Source organism: Micromonospora sp. Mcm103 (genome assembly GCF_024519755.1).
GTDB classification, from domain to species: domain Bacteria; phylum Actinomycetota; class Actinomycetes; order Mycobacteriales; family Micromonosporaceae; genus Micromonospora; species Micromonospora aurantiaca.
Window position 1 is genome coordinate 110,854 of the sequence record NZ_JALJRJ010000017.1, and the last position, 18,111, is coordinate 128,964.

The window sequence follows — 18,111 nt, forward strand, 5'->3', positions numbered from 1 at the left end:
GCCCGGCGTTCATCGCGATTAGCTTGCCACCGTGGGGGATCTTGAAAAGGGCATCTACGAACACCTGATCACGGAGAAGCTGGCGACGCAGCTCAGGCATGTCGATAGCGCCCTCGTCCGGGACGCGAAGCTGGATGCCGCCGACGCGCATGATGTCCTGGCTCGGCACATCGCGGGCCTCGCGCGCCGGGCGCTCCTCGGCGTCGGCGGCGGGGAGAACAAGCTGGCCCGGCAGGTCGACCTGGCGAACCGCATCGCCGCGCACATCGCTCAGGCCGAGCCCCGCGCCGTCACCGCCGACGACCAGGTGGCGGACGCCCAGCGTCTGCTGCACGCCATCGCCGCACCGCCCACCCCGCCGGCCGCACCGGTCTTCCCGATCCGCCCCTCGACACCGCTTTCCACCGGCGCGCTCCTGGTCAACGGCCGGCACCAGCCGCGCATCGGCCATGAGGTCAGCCACGAGATGGCGTCGGCGGACGAGGTGGACCTCCTCTGCGCCTTCATCAAGTGGCACGGTCTGCGCATCATCGAGCCCGCGATCACCGATCTGGTCGCCCGAGGCGGCCGGGTACGGGTCATCACGACCACGTACATGGGCGCCACCGATCAGCGGGCGCTCGATCGGCTCGCCGAGTTGGGTGCCGACATCAAGGTGTCCTACGAGACGCGGACCACCCGCCTGCACGCCAAGGCGTGGCTGTTCCGGCGGCACAACGGCACCACCACCGCGTACGTCGGTTCGTCGAACCTCTCCAAGGCCGCGCTCGTCGACGGCGTGGAGTGGAACGTCCGCATCTCGAATCTGGAGCAGCCGCACGTCATCGACACGTTCGAGGCGACGTTCGCGGACTACTGGAACGACTCGGCGTTTGAGACCTACGACCCGGCAACCGATGCCGAGCGCCTACGTGTCGCACTGCGCGGGGAACGCGCCGACGACGCCCCGACCGAGATCGCGAACCTGGACGTGCGGCCGTTCCCGTACCAGCAGGAGGTTCTTGACGACCTCGACGCCGAGCGTCTGGTCCACGGACGCTGGCGCAACCTGGTGGTGATGGCCACCGGTACCGGCAAGACGGTGGTAGCGGCGCTCGACTACCGCCGGCTCCGGCGTGCGGGCCACGCCGACTCGCTGCTCTTCGTCGCGCATCAGGAGCAGATCCTGCGGCAGAGCCGGTCGGTGTTCCGCCAGGTCATGGGCGACGGAACCTTCGGCGAGACGCTTGTGGGTGGCGATCGGCCGCATGGGTGGAAGCACGTCTTCGCCTCGATCCAGTCGCTGCGCCGGCAGGAGATCGACCCCGGGGCGTACGACATGGTGATCGTCGACGAGTTCCACCACGCCGAGGCGGCCACGTACACGGCGTTGCTGGAGCGGCTTCGGCCGCGCGTACTCCTGGGTCTGACCGCGACCCCCGAGCGGAGCGACGGCCGCGACGTGCGCCGGTGGTTCGACGGCCGCGCGTCGGTGGAGTTGCACCTGTGGGAGGCCCTCGAACGGCAGTTGCTGGCGCCGTTTCAGTATTTCGGCCTGCACGACGACGTGGACCTGACACGGGTGCGGTGGAAGCGCGGGCAGGGGTACGACAAGGGCGAGCTGGACGGCGTCTACACCGGCAACGACGCTCGGGCACGGCTCATCCTGCACGCGGTCCGCCGCATCGCTGATGTCGGACGGATGCGCGCGCTCGGCTTCTGCGTGAGCATCGGCCACGCCGAGTTCATGGCCGACTGGTTCACCCGGCACGGTGTGCCGTCGGCGGCCGTGACATCGCAGGTCAACCGGCCAGAGCAGCACGTGCTGATCGACCGCTTCCGCAAGCGCGAGCTGAAGGTGCTCTTCACCGTCGACCTGTTCAACGAGGGCGTCGACCTGCCGATGGTCGACACCATCCTCATGCTGCGCCCCACCGAAAGCGCCACGATCTTCCTCCAGCAACTGGGCCGAGGTCTGCGGCTGGACGACGACAAGCCGTGCCTGACGGTGCTCGACTTCATCGGCGGCCAGCACGCGAACTTCCGGTTCGACATGCGCTGGCGTGCCCTCGCCGGGGTCAGCCGGCGGGCGGTCGAAGCCGCAGTCCGGGACGACTTCCCCTCGCTACCAAGCGGCTGCCACATCGAACTGGACCGGGTGGCGAAGGAGATCGTGCTCGCCAACCTCAAGTCGGCGCTGCCGACGTCGAAAAACGCGCTGGTGGCCGAGCTGCGGCAGCTCGGTGACGTGAGCCTGTCCGACTTCCTGCGCGAGACCGGCCTGGAAATCGAGGACGTCTACCGATCGGCGAGCATCGGTGGCTGGGCTGGGCTGCGGCGCCTCGCCGGTCTCGACCCGGCCGAAGGCGGCCCGGACGACCGTGACCTGAGCCGAGCCATCGGCCGGATGCTCCACACCGACGATGTCGATCGGCTGGACCTGATCGCTCAGCTCGCCGCAGGCCAGCGCCCCACCGCCGGGCGGCTGCTCGACATGCTGCACTTCAGCCTGTGGGGGCCGTCGGTGCCGCTGACCGAACGCGACGCCCGGCTCAAGCGGCTGTGGGCGGAACCGGCGCGCTGCGCCGAACTGCGGCAGGTAGTTGACGTGCTGCGTGACCGCATCCATCGGGTCACCGAGCCACCTACCCCGGGCCGGGTACCGCTGCGGGTACACGCCCGCTACAGCCGCAACGAGGCGTGCGCGGCCTTCGGCATGACCAACCCGGGCTCGCTGCGCGAGGGCGTGAAGTGGCTGCCCGACGAGCGCGCGGATCTGTTCTTCGTCACGCTCGTCAAGTCCGAGGAGCACTACTCGCCCACCACCATGTACGCCGACCGCGCTATCACGGACAGGCTGTTCCAGTGGGAGTCGCAGAGCACCACGTCATCGGGCTCGGCCACCGGGCAGCGGTACGTCAACCACGTCGTGCAGGGCTCGACGGTGCACCTGTTCGTCCGCGAGACCAAAATCGCCGACCGTGACCTGGGCGCACCGCCGTACCTGTACGCGGGTCCGATGACGTACCGGGAGCACAGCGGCGACCGGCCCATGCGGATCCTCTGGGAACTGCGGCAGCCGCTTCCCGCCGACATGTACGCCGCCGCGCGGGCGATAGCCGCCTGAGCTAGGAGGCTTCCGTCCGCTTGCCAAGTCAGGCGAACGGACGAGAGGCGTCGGCCTGCTCACGACGTCGGGCTGGCAGCACCCGAGACAACAGCACCGCCACCCCACCCGCGATCACCCCGACCATCGTGCCGGTGACCAGGCTCGACATCACCGTCGCGCCTCGCAACAACGCCTCCCGCGCCTCCGGCTCCAGCCCGGCCAGCCCTGGCGCGTCCATCCCCAGGGACGAATCCCAGAACACCTGATGCCCGGCCGCCAGGAACGCCCCGTACAGCGCCCCGACCACGACGAGCGTCAGGAACGGGCGCGGCGGCCGCCGCCAGAGCACGGCGACCACCCAGCACAGCGGCGGCACGACCGCCAGCAGCGCGGCCACGATCGTGCCCTCCGGCACCACGCCCAGGTCGTGCAGCGCCACGCGCGGGGCGGCCAGCGCGGCCAGCGCGACCAACGCCGGCCAGGGGAACCCGAGGGTACGGCGACCCGCGCTCATCGCGTCACCTCCGGCGAGGCCGAAGCCGACGTCGGTGCGGGAGCCGACACCGAGCCCGGCGCGGTCGAGCGCACGAACTTCAGCAGCGCGACGAACGCCAGGACGGCCGTCACCGCACCTCCGGCGAGGCGCACCCAGTGGCCGGCGACGAACTCGGCGGCGACCTGACGCAGGTACTCGGCGGAGTGCGTCCCGGGCGGGTCGACGAACATGATCTCGTTGCGCGGCCAGAAGAAGACGGCGGAGAACAGGAACTCGCAGACGACGAAGACGGCGGTGGCACCGGCGACCCACCAGCGCAGCCGACGGTCGCGCCAGGTGAGCAGCGTGGCGGCGACGCTGCTGAGGATCACCGACGCGCCGAGCGGCGGGAAGTAGTCGTGCGGGCCGCCGTGGACGAGGAACTCCCGGGCCCGGTCGAGCGAGGCGGGCGCGTCGTTGAAGATGTTCGGGTAGAGCATGACTGTCTCGGCGGCGACCCCGCCGAACGACATCATCGACGCCCAAACCATGATAATAAGGGCGAGCCAGGTCAGTCTTGTGCGTACCACGAGGGTTCTCCTCACGTTTCGGGGATGCCATCGACGCTAGGTCGGCAGTTCTCGACCGTCGTCCGCGTGGCCGCGCGACCGGGTGTCGCTTCTCGGCGTACGCCTCGGGGTCGTCCCTGACGCCTGCGGACGACAGCGGTGAGGGTCCGCGCGGACCTAGGCTCGAAGGCGTGCCCGACACCTCGCCCACCCGCGCCGACGTGCTGCTCGCGGCGGCCACGCTCGGCCTGGTCGTGGTGGCCGTGGCGGCCGACCAGCAGTCGCCCGGCGGCGCGGCGCTCGCGGTCGTGGTCGGCGCGGTGCTCGGCGGGCTGGTGCTGTGCGCGAGGCGGTGGCCGCTGCCGGCGCTGGTCGCGACGGCGGTCGTGATCCTCGGGTACTACGCGCTGGACCTGCCGCCCGTCGGGGTGGCCGCCCCTGCCGCCGCCGTCCTCTACCGGGTGTCCGAGCGCGGGCGGGTCGTCCCGGCCACCGTGGTCGCCGGGAGCCTGCTGGCCGTGTCGGTGGTCGCCCGGCTGGCCGAGGGGGACGACATCGCGGTGGTCGTCGGTACGGAACTCGGCTCCGAGGCGGCGTTGCTGCTCGCCGTCATCGCCCTGGGCGACGCGGTACGCAACCGGCGGTCGCTGCGGGCGGCCCTGGTCCGGCAGGCGGTCGCCGCAGACGAGGAGCGGCACCGGGAGGCAGCCCGTCAGGTCGAGGCGGAACGGCTGCGTATCGCCCGGGAGGTGCACGACACGCTCGGGCACACCATGTCGGTGATCACGTTGCAGTCGGCAGTCGCCCGGGAGGCGCTCGCCGACAGCGATCCGGCGCAGGCGGAGGACGCGCTCGCAGCGATCCGGTCGGTGAGCGGCAGCGCGATGGCGGAGTTGCGGGCGACGCTCGGCACGCTGCGCCGCGAACCCGGGCCGCGGGAACCGGTCCCCGGCTTCGACCAGTTCCCGGCGCTCGTGGACGGCGTACGCCGGGGTGGACTGGCGGTCGACCTGCGGATCGAGGGTCCGGTGGACACGCTTCCGGCGGTGGTGGGCAGCACCGTCTACCGGGTCGTACAGGAGGCGCTGACGAACGTCCTGCGGCATGCCGAGGCCACCCGGGTCACCGTGACGGTCCGCGCCACGCCCGGCCGGCTCGCGTTGGAGGTGGTGGACGACGGTCGCGGCGGTCCGCCCGCCGGGGACGGGACGGGCCAGGGCCTGCGCGGCATGGCCGAGCGGGTAGCCCTGCTCGGCGGCACCGTAGAAACCGGCACCGTCCAAACCGGCAGCACCGGCACGAGCGGCACCGCCGGTTTCCGGGTGTCGGTCCACCTGCCACTGACGGGAGTCGCCGCGTGAACCCGATCCGCGTCGTCCTCGTCGACGACCAGCACCTGGTCCGCACCGGTCTGCGCGCGCTGCTCGACCGGGCGCCTGACATCGAGGTGGTGGGCGAGGCGGGCGACGGCGGCAGCGGCCTCTCCGTCGTACGGGAGCAGCGGCCCGACATCGTGTTGATGGACGTCCGGATGCCCGGCGGGGACGGCCTGGCGGCGACCCGGCGGATCCTGACCGACCCGACGCTGGCCGACGTGCAGGTGGTCATGCTGACCACGTTCGACGACGACGAGTACCTGTTCGAGGCGATCCGTGCCGGGGCGGCCGGTTTCCTGCTCAAGGACACCCCGCCCGACGCGCTGCGGGACGCGGTCCGGACCGTGGCCGGTGGCGACGCGCTGCTCTCCCCCGCCGTCACCCGGCGGGTGCTGGCCGCGGCGGCCCGTTCACCGGTGGCCGACCCGGCGCGGCTGGCCGGACTGACCGCCCGGGAACGGGACGTGCTCGCGCAGGTGGGTGCCGGACGGTCCAACACCGAGATCGGGCAGGCGTTGTTCCTCAGCCCGGACACCGCCCGCACCTACGTGAGCCGGCTGCTCCAGAAGCTGAACGCCCGCGACCGGGCGCAGCTCGTCGTCATCGCATACGAGAGCGGGCTGGTCCGCCCCGGCGAGGGCTGAGCCGCGCCGGGGCGGGTCACAGTCAGGCCGACGCCGCGTCCGCCGGCTCGGGTGCCGCGTGCCGGCCGCCGCCGTTGCGCCGTTCGTCGCCGTGCCCCGGCCACCACGCCTTGTGGCCGATCAGCCCGGTCAGCGCCGGTACGAAGAACATCGACATGACGAACGCGGACAGCACGATCCCGATCGCCACCGCGAAGCCCATCTGCTGGAGGAACGAGATCGGCGCGAGCATCAGCACGCCGAACGTGCCGGCCAGGATCAGCCCTGCGGCGGCGACTGTCGGGCCGGCGTGTTCCACCCCGATCGCGGCGGCCTGGTGCGGTTCGTGGCCCTCGCGCGCCTCCTCCCGGAGGCGGGCGATCATCAGGATGTTGTAGTCGGTGCCGATCGCCACCACGAACAGATAGAGGATGATCGGCAGCTGGAACGTCACGCCCGGGTTGCCCTGGAGTCCCTGGAACACGTAGACGGTGGCGCCGAGCGTGGCGGCGAAGTTGAGGAGCACCGCGATCACCAGGTAGACCGGCGCGACGAGGCTGCGCAGCAGCAGCGCCAGGATGATCGCGATCAGGAGTGCGGCGACCGGCAGGATCACCGACAGGTCCCTGTTGTTCGCCGAGTTGATGTCCGCGAAGATCGCCGTGGTGCCGCCGACGAGTGCCTTGGTGCCCGGCGGAGCCGCCTCGTGCACCGCCTTTCGCAGGTCGTCGCGCACGAGCGTGATCGCCTCGTTCGACATCGGGTTCTCGTTCAGCAGCAGGTTGATCCGGACGACGCTCGGGTCGGTGGCGCTGCGCTCCGGCGGCTGCGCCTGCCCGACGCCCGGTGCGCGGGCCGACGCGGCGGCGAAGTCGTTCACCTGCTGCTCGGTGAGCGGGGTGCCGTTGCCGGTGGTCAGGTAGACCTCGGTGGGCGCGAGCGCCCCGGCGGCGAAGCCGCGCTGGAGGTCCTGGGCCGCCCGCGCCGACTCGGTGTCCTGCGGGAAGCCGGCGCCGAAGTCGTAGTCGGCCTTGTAGCCGAGTACCCCGGCGGCGAGCGCCACGAGCAGTGCGCCGGAGGCCGCTGCCACGATCGCCGGGCGGCGTCCGACGACCGCGCCGAGCCGCCGGGACAGGGTCGCCTTGGGCGGGCGCTGCCACGCCTTCGACGGCCAGAACACCCACCGGCCGAGCAGCGACACGAGCGCCGGGATCAGGGTCAGCGAGGTGACGAGCATGACGCCGACGGCGATGGCGAGCGCCGGACCGAGCGAACCGAAGAAGCCGAGCGAGGCGAGCAGCAGCACCAGGAACGCCACGATGACCGCACCGGCGGCGGACGTGATGACCTCGCCGACCCGCTGCACCGAGACGACCATCGCGGTGCGCTTGTCGTCGCCGGCGCGCAGCCGCTCGCGGTAGCGGAACAGCAGGAACAGGATGTAGTCGGTGCCGATGCCGAAGAGCACGATCAGCAGGATGGTCTGCAGGTCCTGGCTGACGTTGAGGTCGAACGCCTTGCCGGCGGCCGCGACCAGCCCGGTGGTGACGGACATGACGACGCTGATGACCACCACCGGCAGCAGCGCGGCGATCGGGCTGCGGAAGATGATCAGGATCAGCCCGATGATGAGGACGATGGTGGCGACGCCGACGACGGCGAACGCGTCGTTGAACGTGTCCTCGTTGTCGACGAAGCTCGCCACGTCCCCGGCCACCCCCGCGGTCAGGCCGCTGCCGGACAGGTCCGGCCCGAGGGCGGCGCGCAGGTCGCGTACCGCGTCGAGCAGGCCCGGGTCGTCGGGGCTGTCGGCGTCGAGACCGACGGTGACCACCTGCACCGACTTGTCCGGCGCGACTGCCTGCGGGCCGGTGAGGTAGCCGGAGGTCTGCGGAATGTTCCGGGCCTTGAGCGCGGTGGCGAGCTGCCCCACGCGCGCCTCGTCGGCCGGGGTAAGCGGCTTGCCGTCGCTGCGCTTGACCACGACTGTGGCGGTGGCGGGGGCGGCCTGCGGGAACGACTTCGCGCCCAACTCGGTGGCCTGCACCGACTCGTAGGAACGCGGCAGGAAGCTCTCCTGGTCCGCGGAGGTGATGTCGCTCAGCGAAGGACTGGCGGCGATGATCGCGATCGCGGCGACGACCCAGCCGCCGATCACCCACCAGGCCTTGCCCACGACGAATCTGCCCAGGCGCTCGAACATCGTTTCCCCCGTGTGTTCGGCTGTGTCGCACGCGATCCTACGCTGCGTGAGCAATCCCTTTCGGACGGCTCGCGGACTTTCGTCGATGATCCGGGCGGCCGAGCCGGTCTCCGTCCCGCCGGGCGACTACGGCAGCGACGCCGCCGCCTATTCCTGGGTGGCGACAGTGCGGGTGACGTACCGGAGATCCGGGGCGCGGTGGGCGAGTTGATCCACTGGCCGGTCTGCGCGATCTGGCTGCTCGGCGCGGTGCCCGGCCTGCTGATCGTCGCGGACACGGCGCGGCGACGACGCGCTTCCCACCCAGCGGTCCTTACCGCCGCCGGAAACACATAGAGGCAGAAGCGATATGCCTCAGAGTCATGATTATGACTCTGAGGCATATCGCTCTCGACGGCATACGTCTTCAACGAGGCTGGACCACCGAGCCCAGGCGCTCGACGACGGCTGGCGTCACCGCGACGGCTGCCCCGTCTGCGGCGGGCGCGACGAAAACCGGGCGGCGGAAGTGTCGGATGCGGCTCGTAGCCTGAGGCGGTCAACGACGACCACGGGAGGCGACGTGCTCGACCACTTCTCCGTAGCAGTGCGCGACCTGGCGGCCAGCGGCGCCTTCTACGACACGGTGCTGGCCCCGCTGGGCGCGCGTCGGCTGATGGAGCCCGGCCCGATCGGCTACGGCGTCGACGCGCCCGACTTCTGGGTGGAGCCCGCGCCGTCCGGCGCCACGCCGGTGCCCGTGCACATCGCGTTCACCGCGGCCGACCGCGCGACGGTGCGGGCGTTCCACGACGCGGCGGTGGCAGCGGGCGCGGAGGTCCTGCACGCGCCGAAGGAGTGGCCGGAATACCACGCCGGCTACTACGGCGCGTTCGTCCGCGACCCGGACGGCAACAACGTCGAGGCGGTCTGCCACCGCCCGGAGTGAGTCCGTTGTGTCGGCGAGGCACGATGGACCGGTGGAGATCGAGCCGGTCGAGCACGCTCCGGTACGCGCCATCCGCCGGGCCTGGCTGGCGCAGCGCTGGCACGACCTGACGTTCCTGCACTGGGCGGTCCCGCCGGAACGAGTGGCGCCGCTGCTGCCCGCAGGCACCCGGCCGGACACGTTCGACGGGCTCACCTACGTCGGGCTGATCGGCTTCCGGATGGTCGGGCTGGGGCTCGGGCGTGGTCCGGGCGTGCCCTACTTCGGCACCTTCTGGGAGACGAACGTCCGGCTCTACTCCGTCGACGGCTCGGGGCGGCGCGCTGTCGTGTTCCGCTCGCTCGACGCGTCCCGGCTGGTGCCCGTGCTGGTGGCGCAGATGAGCCTGCGCCTGCCGTACAAGTGGTCGGCGATGCGGCTGGACCGCTCCGGTGACACGCTCACCTACCGATGCCGCCGCCGCTGGCCCGGTCCGTCCGGCGCGACCAGCCGGATGACGCTGCGTGTCGGCGCGCCGATCGCCGAGCCGACGCCGCTGGAACACTTCCTCACCGCGCGCTGGGGCCTGCACACCCGCGCGTACGGCAGCACCCGGCACGTGCCGAACTGGCATCCGCAGTGGCCGCTGCACCACGCCGAACTGCTCGACCTGGACGACGAACTGGTCACCGCCGGCGGCCTGCCCGCACCGGACGGGCCGCCGGTGAGCGTGCTCTACTCCCCCGGCGTACCTGTCGTCTTCGGCAGCCCCACGTCGGTCGGGTGACGGCCGGCCGACACGCGGGGCGCACCGATCAGAGTCAGCGCAACGGGTCGTGGGTGCCGTGCGGCACGTCGGGACGGCATCGGCGTACCCGGTCGGCGGCCATCCGACCGCCCACCGCCAGCCCGTACCGCTCCACCGCGGCCAGCCCGTACGCGCTGCACGTGGGCGTGTAGCGACAGGTCGCCGGCCAGCGGTGCGACAGCCAGCGCCGGTAACCGAGGATGGCGGCCCGGCCGGCGCGATCCACGGCGGGCCGCCCGACGACGCCCGCGGTCACCGAACCGAGGGTGAGCAGCATCGAGAAGAGGCCCAGGTCGCAGCAGCCCGGACCGTCACAGGTGGGCACGTCGCAGTTGCACCAGTCCCGGCTCTTCTTTTTCTTGTGGTGCCGCTTCCGGAAGATCACCACGCCATGATGCGACACGCTCGCCAGTGTCGATGAGGCGACCGGATCGGGTCCGGTGTGATCGGGTCGGCGGTCGGCCGGGAACCTAGCGTCGAAGGCGTCACCAGGAAGGAACATCGGGTGCTGGATCGGCTCAACGCCGCGCTGGACCACCTCGAACAGCGGCTCGACCAGCCGCTCGACGTGGCCGCGCTGGCCCGGATCGCGGGCGTGTCGGAACACCACTTCGGCCGGCTGTTCTCGGCGCTGGCCGGGCTGCCGCTGTCGGAGTACGTGCGCCGTCGCCGGATGACGCTGGCGGGCGCCGACGTGCTCGCCGGCCGGGAGTCGCTGCTCGACGTGGCGGTCCGCTGGGGGTACGGCTCGAACGAGGCGTTCGCCCGCGCGTTCCGGGCCGTGCACGGCGTCGGGCCGACGCAGGCCCGGCAGGCCGGTGCGGTGCTGCGGTCCCAGCCCCGGCTGTCCTTCCGGCTCGTCGTCGAAGGGAACACCAGCATGGACTACCGGATCGTGACCAAGGACGCCTTCCGGCTCGCCGGGTTGACGGCGCGGGTGCCGCTCGTGCACGAGGGGATGAACCCGCACATCGTGGCGTTCGTCAGGGGCATCGACCCGGCCACCGTCCGCCGCATCGAGGCGCTGTCCGACCAGGAGCCGCGCGGGATCGTCAACGTCAGCGCCGAGCTGGCCGGTGCCCGCGACGAGGGCGCCGAGCTTGACTACTGGTACGCGGCGGTCACCGGCGCGGACGTGCCGGACGACCTGCGCAGCCTGCCGGTCGAGGCCGGCGACTGGGCGGTGTTCTCCAGTTCCGGGGCGTTCCCGGTGGCGGTGCAGCACCTGTGGCGGGCGGTGTTCACGTCGTGGTTCCCGTCCAACCCGTACGAGACCAGGCCGGGGCCGGAGATCTCGCGGGTCCGGGTCGCCGAGGACGGTGGCACCGCCGACGCGGAGCTGTGGATCCCGGTGCGCCGGGTCTAGAGGCACGCCACCGCCGCCGCTCGCGCCAGCGCGGCCGGCACGTCGTGTACGTGGTACGGGTGCTCGCTCGGCTCGATCGCGGCGAGGAACATCGCGTACACGGCGGCCAGCCGCAGCGGCGCGACCGGCCGGAGCAGGTCGACGGCCCGGTGCGGGTCGCTGCCGGGCACGTCGGCCCGCCACCGCCGCGCCCACGCGTCGACCAGCCGGGCGGCGGCGTCCGCGTCGACGTCCTCGGTGAGGCGCAGAATGTCGAAGGCGGGGTGGCCGACGAACGAGTCCGCCCAGTCGATCACCGTCCGGCGTCCGTCGTCGCCGCGCACGTTGCCGGGGTGCAGGTCGCCGTGCACGAGCGTGTCGGGCAGGCCGCAGTCGCCGACCTGCCGCAACCGCCGATCGAGCCCGTCGGGCAGACCGGCGGCGGCCGACACGTCGTGCCCGGCGAGCCGCTCCCGGATCCAGCCCGCGAGCCCCGCCCCGCGCAGGTCGGGCACCCCGGCCGCGACCAGTTCGTCGACGACCCCGCACGCCCGCAGTTGCACCGAGTGATGCTCCGCCGCGACGGCGGCCCGCTCCCGTTTCCCGGCCCCGTACCGGTCCTCCCCCGGCACGTCCGCCAGCAGCATCCGCCCCTCCCGATCGGCGGCGAGCACCACCGGCCCGTTGACCAAGGAGTTCGTGTCACCAGGGAGATCGACACCGACACCAACTCCTTGATCACCGGGGAAGGCCAGGACCATGGGCTCGTGGCGGGAGAACGGGGGGAGCTGCTTCAGCCACGCCGGCCCCTGGGTGGTGTCCAGGCGCCAGATGGCGGAGAGGTTCCAGGTGCGCTGCTGCGCCACCGCCGTCACCCGGCGGCCGAGCCGGCTCAGCTCGCCGGTCGCCCATGCGACGCTGCGGGCCGGACCGCCGGCGTCCGCCCACGGCTGGCGCAGCGGGTGCGGCGCCAGGTCCACGGTCGCCGGTTCCAGGGGTACGGCGGGCGCGTCGACTGCTTGCGCCAGGTAGCGGACGTGGCCGCCGGGAGGCGCGGGACGGTCGGCGTCGAGCAGCCGCAGCACCGCGACCTCCAGCCCGTGGCTCTGCCGGACCGTGTCGACGATCGAGTGGACCTCCTGCCACCACGGCTCCGGTACGCCGAACGGCGGCAGCGCGCCGAGCGGGCGGCCGGCGGCGTCGAGCAGGACCAGCGTGACGGTGCGGGACACGGCCGGACGGTATCCGGGCACCCCTACGGGAGGCGAGCGGATTGATCCGGGTCCGGTGCGGGACCGGACCCGGATGCCCCGCGCACCGGCGGGCGGAACGCTGAGGCGATGAGCCTCATCGATTCCCGTACACGCCCGTACCAGTGGGTGCGCCCGGTCGCCGTGGCGTCGGCGGCGCTGCTGCTCGGCTACGGCCTGCTGCGCCTGCTCGACCGCCTGGACGGGCACAGCGACAAGGGCGCCTGGGCCTGGAACACCGGGCACACCCTGTTCCTGCTCGGCGTGCTCGGTTTCGCCGCGCTGATCGTCGGGCTGCACGGCCTGCTGCGTACCCGGTCGCCGCGGTTGCGGACGCTCGACGACGTGGCCGCGCCGGCCGGCCTGGTCGGCGCCGCCGCCTTCGTCTGGGTGATCCTCGGTGACCTGTTCCCGCGCTTCGCCGACGCGGTGCCCACGCCCGGCCTGGTGCTGTACGGCGGACCGCTGCTGTTCGAGGTCGGCCTGCTGGTGCTGCTGTACCGGGCGGCGGCGGCCCGGCTGCTGCCGGTGTGGGCGCCGGTACTGGTGCTCGCCGGGTTCCTGGCGATCGCGGTGAACCTCGACCTGCTGCCCGTGGGCGCCACGCTGGTGCTGGCCGGGCTGCTGCCGCTGCGCGTCACGCCCCGCCCGGTGGCCTGACCGCCGTCAGCGCCAGACGGTCCGGCGGAACCCCTTGTGACCGGCGCACACGTCGCGCTGCCCGCCGCTGCGGCTGACCGCGCCGTCACGGCACTGCACCAGCCAGCCGCGGTCGGACCAGAACCCCGGTACGCACTCGAACCAGTCGCACACCCCGGCAGCCGGCCGGCGAATGCGCTGGCCGCCGCAGAAGTCGTACCCGAAGGGGTTCGCCGGGGCGCCGCAGCGGCGCTCGACCGGCGGCTGCGGCGTGCCGCGCGACGGCGCGGGACGGGCGCGGGACGGCTCGGGGCTCGTGGTGGGCCGGACCTGGACGGCGGGTGCGACGTGCTGCGGTGGGGCGGGGGTGACGCTGGCAGCCGGCGTCGCGGCGGCGGCCCGCTCCGAGCCGGCCCGGGTGGGCGGGTTGGACTCGATGAGCATCGCCGGCACGATCAGCGCGAGCGCCGCGCCGACCGCCACCGTGCGCCGGCCGCCGGGCACCAGCGCGGTGACGCGGGCCTGGGCGGGGGTGAGCACGGCGGGGCGTTCGGGCCGTGCCGCGGTGTGCTCCGCGATCAGCTCGTCCAGCTCGGCCACTACCGCGGCGCGCTGCTCGATCGCGTCGGCGAACGCCAGCGTGAGCGTGAACCGGAAGTCGGCCGCCGCGCCGGTGGGCAGCAGCAACCCGGAGGTACGCCGCCGGTCCAGCACCTGGATCAGGGTGACCGGTGCGCCGGGGTCGTGGGACAGGCCGGTCATCCGGCCGTACGCCCAGTCGCGCCGGCCGCGCCCGCCGAGCAGCACCAGGCGCCGGTTGGTGAGCACGGCGAGCCCGGCGTCGACCACCTTGACGCCCTCGGGGCGCCGTGGACGCAGCACGGGTGGGTCGGGGTCGACTGTCAGTTCGGGGGCGGGCAGCACCGCGGTGTGCCGTACCTCGACCAGTTGCGCGGCCGGGAGCGTCCAGAAGACCACCTCGCCGGGGGCAAGCTCCATCGGCAGGCCGACGCCCGCCTGGGCCGAGCCGTGGAAGGACACCGCGAGCGTACGCAGGCGGCGCAGCTCGTCGTCGCGGCGTCGCCACGCCTCGTCGGCGGCGCGGAAGGCCCGCTGTCGCCGCTCGTTCTGCCGGTGCGCCCACCGGTACCGCCATGTGGAACCCGTCGAATCAGTCTTCGCCACGCCGACTCCTCCGCCGCGCGAGCCCACCAATCGGGGTGTCATTCATGTCAACGACGCGGGATGGGTACCAAGACACGCGAAAGTCGCCAATTAGACCGATCGGCTGATTGACCTACACAATCGGCGGAAACTCGCGCGTCGATTCACGTTCCGTGGCACCGGCTCCGGGCGGTCCCGCTTCGTCATGCGCGCGCGGGGGCACGTCGGTAACGTCAGCCGCAACGGCGGGGCGGAGCGCGGCCCCGGGCGGCGAGGAGGTGCACCGGTGGGCGACCCGGCCGTGGTGGTGGGTGTGGACATCGGCACCACCAGCTCCAAGGCCGTCGCGTTCGACACCACAGGCCGGCAACTGGCCAGCCACTCGATCGGCTACCCGCTGGAGGAGCCGAACCCGGGCTGGGCCGAGCAGGATCCGGACCTCATTCATCAAGCCGTGCTCGGCGTGATCCGCGCGGTCGTGGACGAGCTGCGCGTACCGGTGGCCGGCCTGTCGTTCAGCACCGCCATGCACAGCCTGATCGGGCTGGACGCCGACGGCACCCCGCTGACCCCGTCGATCACCTGGGCCGACTCGCGGGCCAGCGCGCAGGCCGAACGCCTGCGGGCCGCGCCGTCCGGGCTCGCCCTGCACCGGCGCACCGGCACCCCGGTGCACCCGATGGCGCCGCTGCCCAAGCTGGTGTGGTTCGCCGAGCAGGAACCGAAACTGCACGAGCGGGTCGCGCACTGGGTCGGCATCAAGGATCTGGTGCTGCGGCGGCTCGCCGACGCGCTCGTCACCGACCACTCGGTCGCGTCCGCCACCGGCCTGATGGACATCCACAAGCTGGCCTGGGACGCCGAGGCGCTGCGCATCGCCGGCATCACCGAGGAGCAGCTTCCCCAGCTCGTACCCACCACCTACGTGCTGCCCGGGCTCACCCCGGAGGCGGCGCGGGCCACCGGGCTGCCGGCGGACACCCCGCTCGTGGTGGGCGCCGGGGACGGGCCACTGGCGAACCTGGGCCTCGGCGCGGTCCGCCCCGGCGTGGTGGCCTGCTCGATCGGCACCAGCGGCGCGATGCGGGTGATGGTGGAACGCCCCGGCGTGGACCCGCTCGGCGGCGTCTTCTGCTACGCGCTCACCGAGGACCGCTGGGTGGTCGGCGGCGCGATCAACAACGGCGGGATCGTGCTCCAGTGGGCGAACGACGCGCTCGCCCCCGAGCTGGGCGAGCACGCCGAGGAGGAACTGCTCGCCCTGGCCGCCACCGCGCCGGTCGGCTCCGGCGGGCTGATCATGCTGCCGTACCTGCTGAGCGAGCGGGCACCGCACTGGAGCGCGCTGCCGCGCGGCGCGTACGTCGGGCTGACCCACGGCCACGGCCGGCCGCACCTGGTCCGGGCCGCGCTGGAGGGCGTCTGCCAGCAGCTCGCCCTGGTCCTCGCCTCGGTCCGGGCCGCCGGGAACGAGGTACGCGAGGTCCGCGCCAGCGGCGGCTTCGCCCGCAGCGCGCTGTGGCGGCAGATCCTCGCCGACGCGCTCGGCATGCCGGTGCGGTTCCCCGCCGGGCACGAGGGGTCCGGCTTCGGCGCGGCGCTGCTCGGCATGCAGGCGCTCGGCCTGATCGAATCGATCGAGGTCGCCGCCGACCTGGTCCGGATCGAGGAGACGGTCCGCCCCGATCCCGCCTCCGCCGCCACGTACGCGGCGCTGCTCCCCCTCTTCTCCGAGCTGTACGACGCCCTCGTACCCACGTTCGCGTCCCTGCGGCGGATGGCGCCGAGCCTGCCGCCGGAACCGCCACCCACCGCACCACCCCGCTGACGACCGAAGGGCGTGATAGCCGTGGTCACACTGCTCGCCGCACCCGCGGAACCGCTCACGAACGCCGGTGACACCCAGCTCGTCCTCGCGGCCCTGCTCGGCATCGCCGCGGTGGTGCTGCTCATCGCGTGGGGCAAGGTGCACCCGTTCCTCGCGCTGATCCTCGGCGCGGCGGTGCTCGGCGTGGTCGCCGCCGTACCCGTCGACAAGATCGTCACGTCGTTCAGCGGCGGCGTCGGCTCCACTGTGGGCGGGGTGGGCCTGCTGATCGCGCTCGGCGCGATGATCGGCGGCCTGCTGGCCGAGTCCGGCGGAGCGGACGGCATCGTGGAACGGGTGGTCGGCCGGGTCTCCGGAACCGCGCTGCCCTGGGCGATGGCCGGTGTGGCCGCGCTCATCGGCCTGCCGCTGTTCTTCGAGGTCGGTGTGGTGCTGCTGGTGCCGATCGTGCTGCTCGTCTCGCTGCGGGTGAACGTGCCGCTGATGAAGATCGGCATTCCCGCGCTCGCCGGCCTGTCGGTGCTGCACGGCCTGGTGCCGCCGCACCCCGGCCCGCTGGTGGCGATCGACGCGCTCGGCGCGAACCTCGGTCAGACGCTCGCCCTGGGCCTGCTGGTGGCGATCCCCACGGTGATCATCGCCGGTCCGGTCTTCGGCAACTTCATCTCCCGGTACGTGCCGGCCACCGCACCGGCCGAGCTGCTGCCGACCCGGCGCGACGCGGCCGTCGACCGCAGCCCCACCCGGCCCGGTGACGGCCGGCTCGACGCCGACGGCGACCTGGTCACCGAGGACGACCTGGTCAACCCGGGCGCCGGGCGGCCCGGCGGCGCGATCGACGAGCCGGTCGGACGGCGCTCGCGCCGGTCCCCGGCGCTCTGGGCGGCGGTGGTGACGGTGCTGTTGCCGGTGGTGCTGATGCTGCTGCGGGCGATCGGCGAACTGACGCTCGGCGAGGACACCACCGGCCGCAAGGCGCTGGACATCGTCGGCACCCCGATCATCGCCCTGCTGGCGGGCGTCATCTTCGCGATGATCTTCCTGGGCTACCGGTCCGGCTTCAGCCGTGCCCAGGTCTCCGGTTTCCTCGGCGGCTCGCTGCCGCCGATCGCCGGCATCCTGCTGATCGTCGCCGCCGGTGGCGGCTTCAAGCAGGTGCTGGTCGACGCCGGCGTGGGCGACCTGGTCGCGAACGCCGCCGACGGCGCGAACCTCTCGCCGCTGCTGCTCGGCTGGCTGGTGGCGGTCGGCATCCGGGTCGCCACCGGCTCGGCCACCGTCGCCACCATCACCGCCGCCGGCATCGTCGCGCCGCTGGCCGACACGCTCGCCGCCCCCGAGGTGGCGCTGCTGGCGCTGGCCGTCGGCTGCGGGTCGCTGTTCTTCTCCCACGTCAACGACGCCGGCTTCTGGCTGGTGAAGGAGTACTTCGGGTTGACCGTCGGGCAGACCATCAAGAGCTGGTCGGTGATGGAGACCATCATCTCGGTGGTGGGCTTCCTCGGCGTCCTGCTGCTCGACGTCTTCATCTAGCGACGGTCAGGGAGCCTCGACGCCGGAGATGCGGAACTTGTGCACCTCGGCGCCGAGGATGTCCGTCACCTGCTCGGCCTCCGGGCCGGAGCCCCGGAACGCCAGCAACTGCTCGTCGGACTCCCACCGCTCGTAGACGTTGATCCGGCCCGGCTCGACCAGGTCGGCGCTGACCGCGAAGTCGACGCAGCCGGGCGCGTCCCGGGCCGCGCGGACGGCGGCCTCGCAGGACGCCAGGTAGGCGTCCCGCCGGGCCGGATCGACGTAGAGGGTGCCGGCGACGATGAGCATGCCGGCCATCCT

The 18,111-nt window shown here is 72.7% G+C and carries 16 protein-coding genes; 9 read left to right on the plus strand and 7 right to left on the minus strand.

Annotated elements, in window-relative coordinates; genetic code table 11:
- Nucleotides 1–31 precede the first annotated feature (31 nt).
- A complete protein-coding gene (locus OC439_RS21135) occupies nucleotides 32–3,106 on the plus strand; it encodes a DUF3427 domain-containing protein (RefSeq protein ID WP_262014928.1) in 3,075 nt (1,024 codons plus the stop codon).
- A 28-nt stretch (nucleotides 3,107–3,134) separates the two neighbouring features.
- Here the strand turns inward: OC439_RS21135 and OC439_RS21140 are convergent, their stop codons facing one another.
- Nucleotides 3,135–3,602, minus strand: a complete 468-nt coding sequence (locus OC439_RS21140) for a hypothetical protein (RefSeq protein WP_262014929.1) — start codon at nucleotides 3,600–3,602, stop codon at nucleotides 3,135–3,137.
- The gene (locus tag OC439_RS21145) at nucleotides 3,599–4,099 is read right to left on the minus strand and encodes a DUF1772 domain-containing protein (protein WP_262014930.1); all 501 of its coding nucleotides are present in this window, start codon (nucleotides 4,097–4,099) and stop codon (nucleotides 3,599–3,601) included. The genes OC439_RS21140 and OC439_RS21145 overlap by 4 nt, the downstream gene beginning before the upstream one ends.
- A 224-nt stretch (nucleotides 4,100–4,323) precedes the next feature.
- Between OC439_RS21145 and OC439_RS21150 the strand changes: the two genes are divergently transcribed.
- Nucleotides 4,324–5,493, plus strand: a complete 1,170-nt coding sequence (locus OC439_RS21150; protein ID WP_262014931.1) for a sensor histidine kinase — start codon at nucleotides 4,324–4,326, stop codon at nucleotides 5,491–5,493.
- Nucleotides 5,490–6,152: a response regulator gene (locus tag OC439_RS21155; RefSeq protein ID WP_262014932.1), complete on the plus strand. Its 663-nt coding sequence runs from the start codon at nucleotides 5,490–5,492 to the stop codon at nucleotides 6,150–6,152. The genes OC439_RS21150 and OC439_RS21155 overlap by 4 nt, the downstream gene beginning before the upstream one ends.
- Nucleotides 6,153–6,174: 22 nt before the next feature.
- Here the strand turns inward: OC439_RS21155 and OC439_RS21160 are convergent, their stop codons facing one another.
- Nucleotides 6,175–8,334 (minus strand): MMPL family transporter, encoded by a 2,160-nt coding sequence (locus OC439_RS21160; protein ID WP_262014933.1) that lies wholly within the window; start codon nucleotides 8,332–8,334, stop codon nucleotides 6,175–6,177.
- A 562-nt stretch (nucleotides 8,335–8,896) separates the two neighbouring features.
- Here OC439_RS21160 and OC439_RS21165 point away from each other — a divergent pair.
- On the plus strand, nucleotides 8,897–9,262 hold the full coding sequence (locus OC439_RS21165; protein ID WP_262014934.1) for a VOC family protein: 366 nt from the start codon (nucleotides 8,897–8,899) through the stop codon (nucleotides 9,260–9,262).
- Between the two features lie 31 nt (nucleotides 9,263–9,293).
- Complete coding sequence (locus OC439_RS21170; RefSeq protein ID WP_262014935.1) at nucleotides 9,294–10,028, plus strand: YqjF family protein; 735 nt, start codon at nucleotides 9,294–9,296, stop codon at nucleotides 10,026–10,028.
- A gap of 34 nt (nucleotides 10,029–10,062) precedes the next feature.
- Here the strand turns inward: OC439_RS21170 and yidD are convergent, their stop codons facing one another.
- Nucleotides 10,063–10,434, minus strand: coding sequence for a membrane protein insertion efficiency factor YidD (yidD, locus tag OC439_RS21175; protein WP_262014936.1), 372 nt, complete (start codon nucleotides 10,432–10,434; stop codon nucleotides 10,063–10,065).
- Nucleotides 10,435–10,554: 120 nt separating this feature from the next.
- Here yidD and OC439_RS21180 point away from each other — a divergent pair, with 120 nt between their 5' ends.
- Nucleotides 10,555–11,415, plus strand: coding sequence for an AraC family transcriptional regulator (locus OC439_RS21180; protein WP_262014937.1), 861 nt, complete (start codon nucleotides 10,555–10,557; stop codon nucleotides 11,413–11,415).
- Here OC439_RS21180 and OC439_RS21185 read toward each other — a convergent pair.
- Nucleotides 11,412–12,626 carry an aminoglycoside phosphotransferase family protein gene (locus OC439_RS21185; protein ID WP_262014938.1) on the minus strand — a complete coding sequence of 405 codons (1,215 nt, stop codon included), beginning with the start codon at nucleotides 12,624–12,626 and terminating at the stop codon, nucleotides 11,412–11,414. The two genes, OC439_RS21180 and OC439_RS21185, sit on opposite strands and share 4 nt — an antisense overlap.
- A 108-nt stretch (nucleotides 12,627–12,734) precedes the next feature.
- Here OC439_RS21185 and OC439_RS21190 point away from each other — a divergent pair, with 108 nt between their 5' ends.
- Entirely contained in the window at nucleotides 12,735–13,304 is a 570-nt protein-coding gene (locus OC439_RS21190; RefSeq protein ID WP_262014939.1) for a hypothetical protein, read from the plus strand.
- A gap of 6 nt (nucleotides 13,305–13,310) precedes the next feature.
- On the opposite strand, the gene OC439_RS21195 is transcribed toward OC439_RS21190, so the two are convergent.
- Nucleotides 13,311–14,468: a hypothetical protein gene (locus tag OC439_RS21195; protein WP_262014940.1), complete on the minus strand. Its 1,158-nt coding sequence runs from the start codon at nucleotides 14,466–14,468 to the stop codon at nucleotides 13,311–13,313.
- Nucleotides 14,469–14,733: 265 nt separating this feature from the next.
- Here OC439_RS21195 and OC439_RS21200 point away from each other — a divergent pair, with 265 nt between their 5' ends.
- The gene (locus OC439_RS21200; protein WP_262014941.1) at nucleotides 14,734–16,275 is read left to right on the plus strand and encodes a gluconokinase; all 1,542 of its coding nucleotides are present in this window, start codon (nucleotides 14,734–14,736) and stop codon (nucleotides 16,273–16,275) included.
- A 21-nt stretch (nucleotides 16,276–16,296) separates the two neighbouring features.
- Nucleotides 16,297–17,808 (plus strand): GntP family permease, encoded by a 1,512-nt coding sequence (locus OC439_RS21205; RefSeq protein WP_262014985.1) that lies wholly within the window; start codon nucleotides 16,297–16,299, stop codon nucleotides 17,806–17,808.
- Between the two features lie 6 nt (nucleotides 17,809–17,814).
- On the opposite strand, the gene OC439_RS21210 is transcribed toward OC439_RS21205, so the two are convergent.
- On the minus strand, nucleotides 17,815–18,099 hold the full coding sequence (locus OC439_RS21210) for a putative quinol monooxygenase (RefSeq protein WP_262014942.1): 285 nt from the start codon (nucleotides 18,097–18,099) through the stop codon (nucleotides 17,815–17,817).
- Between the last annotated feature and the right edge of the window lie 12 nt (nucleotides 18,100–18,111).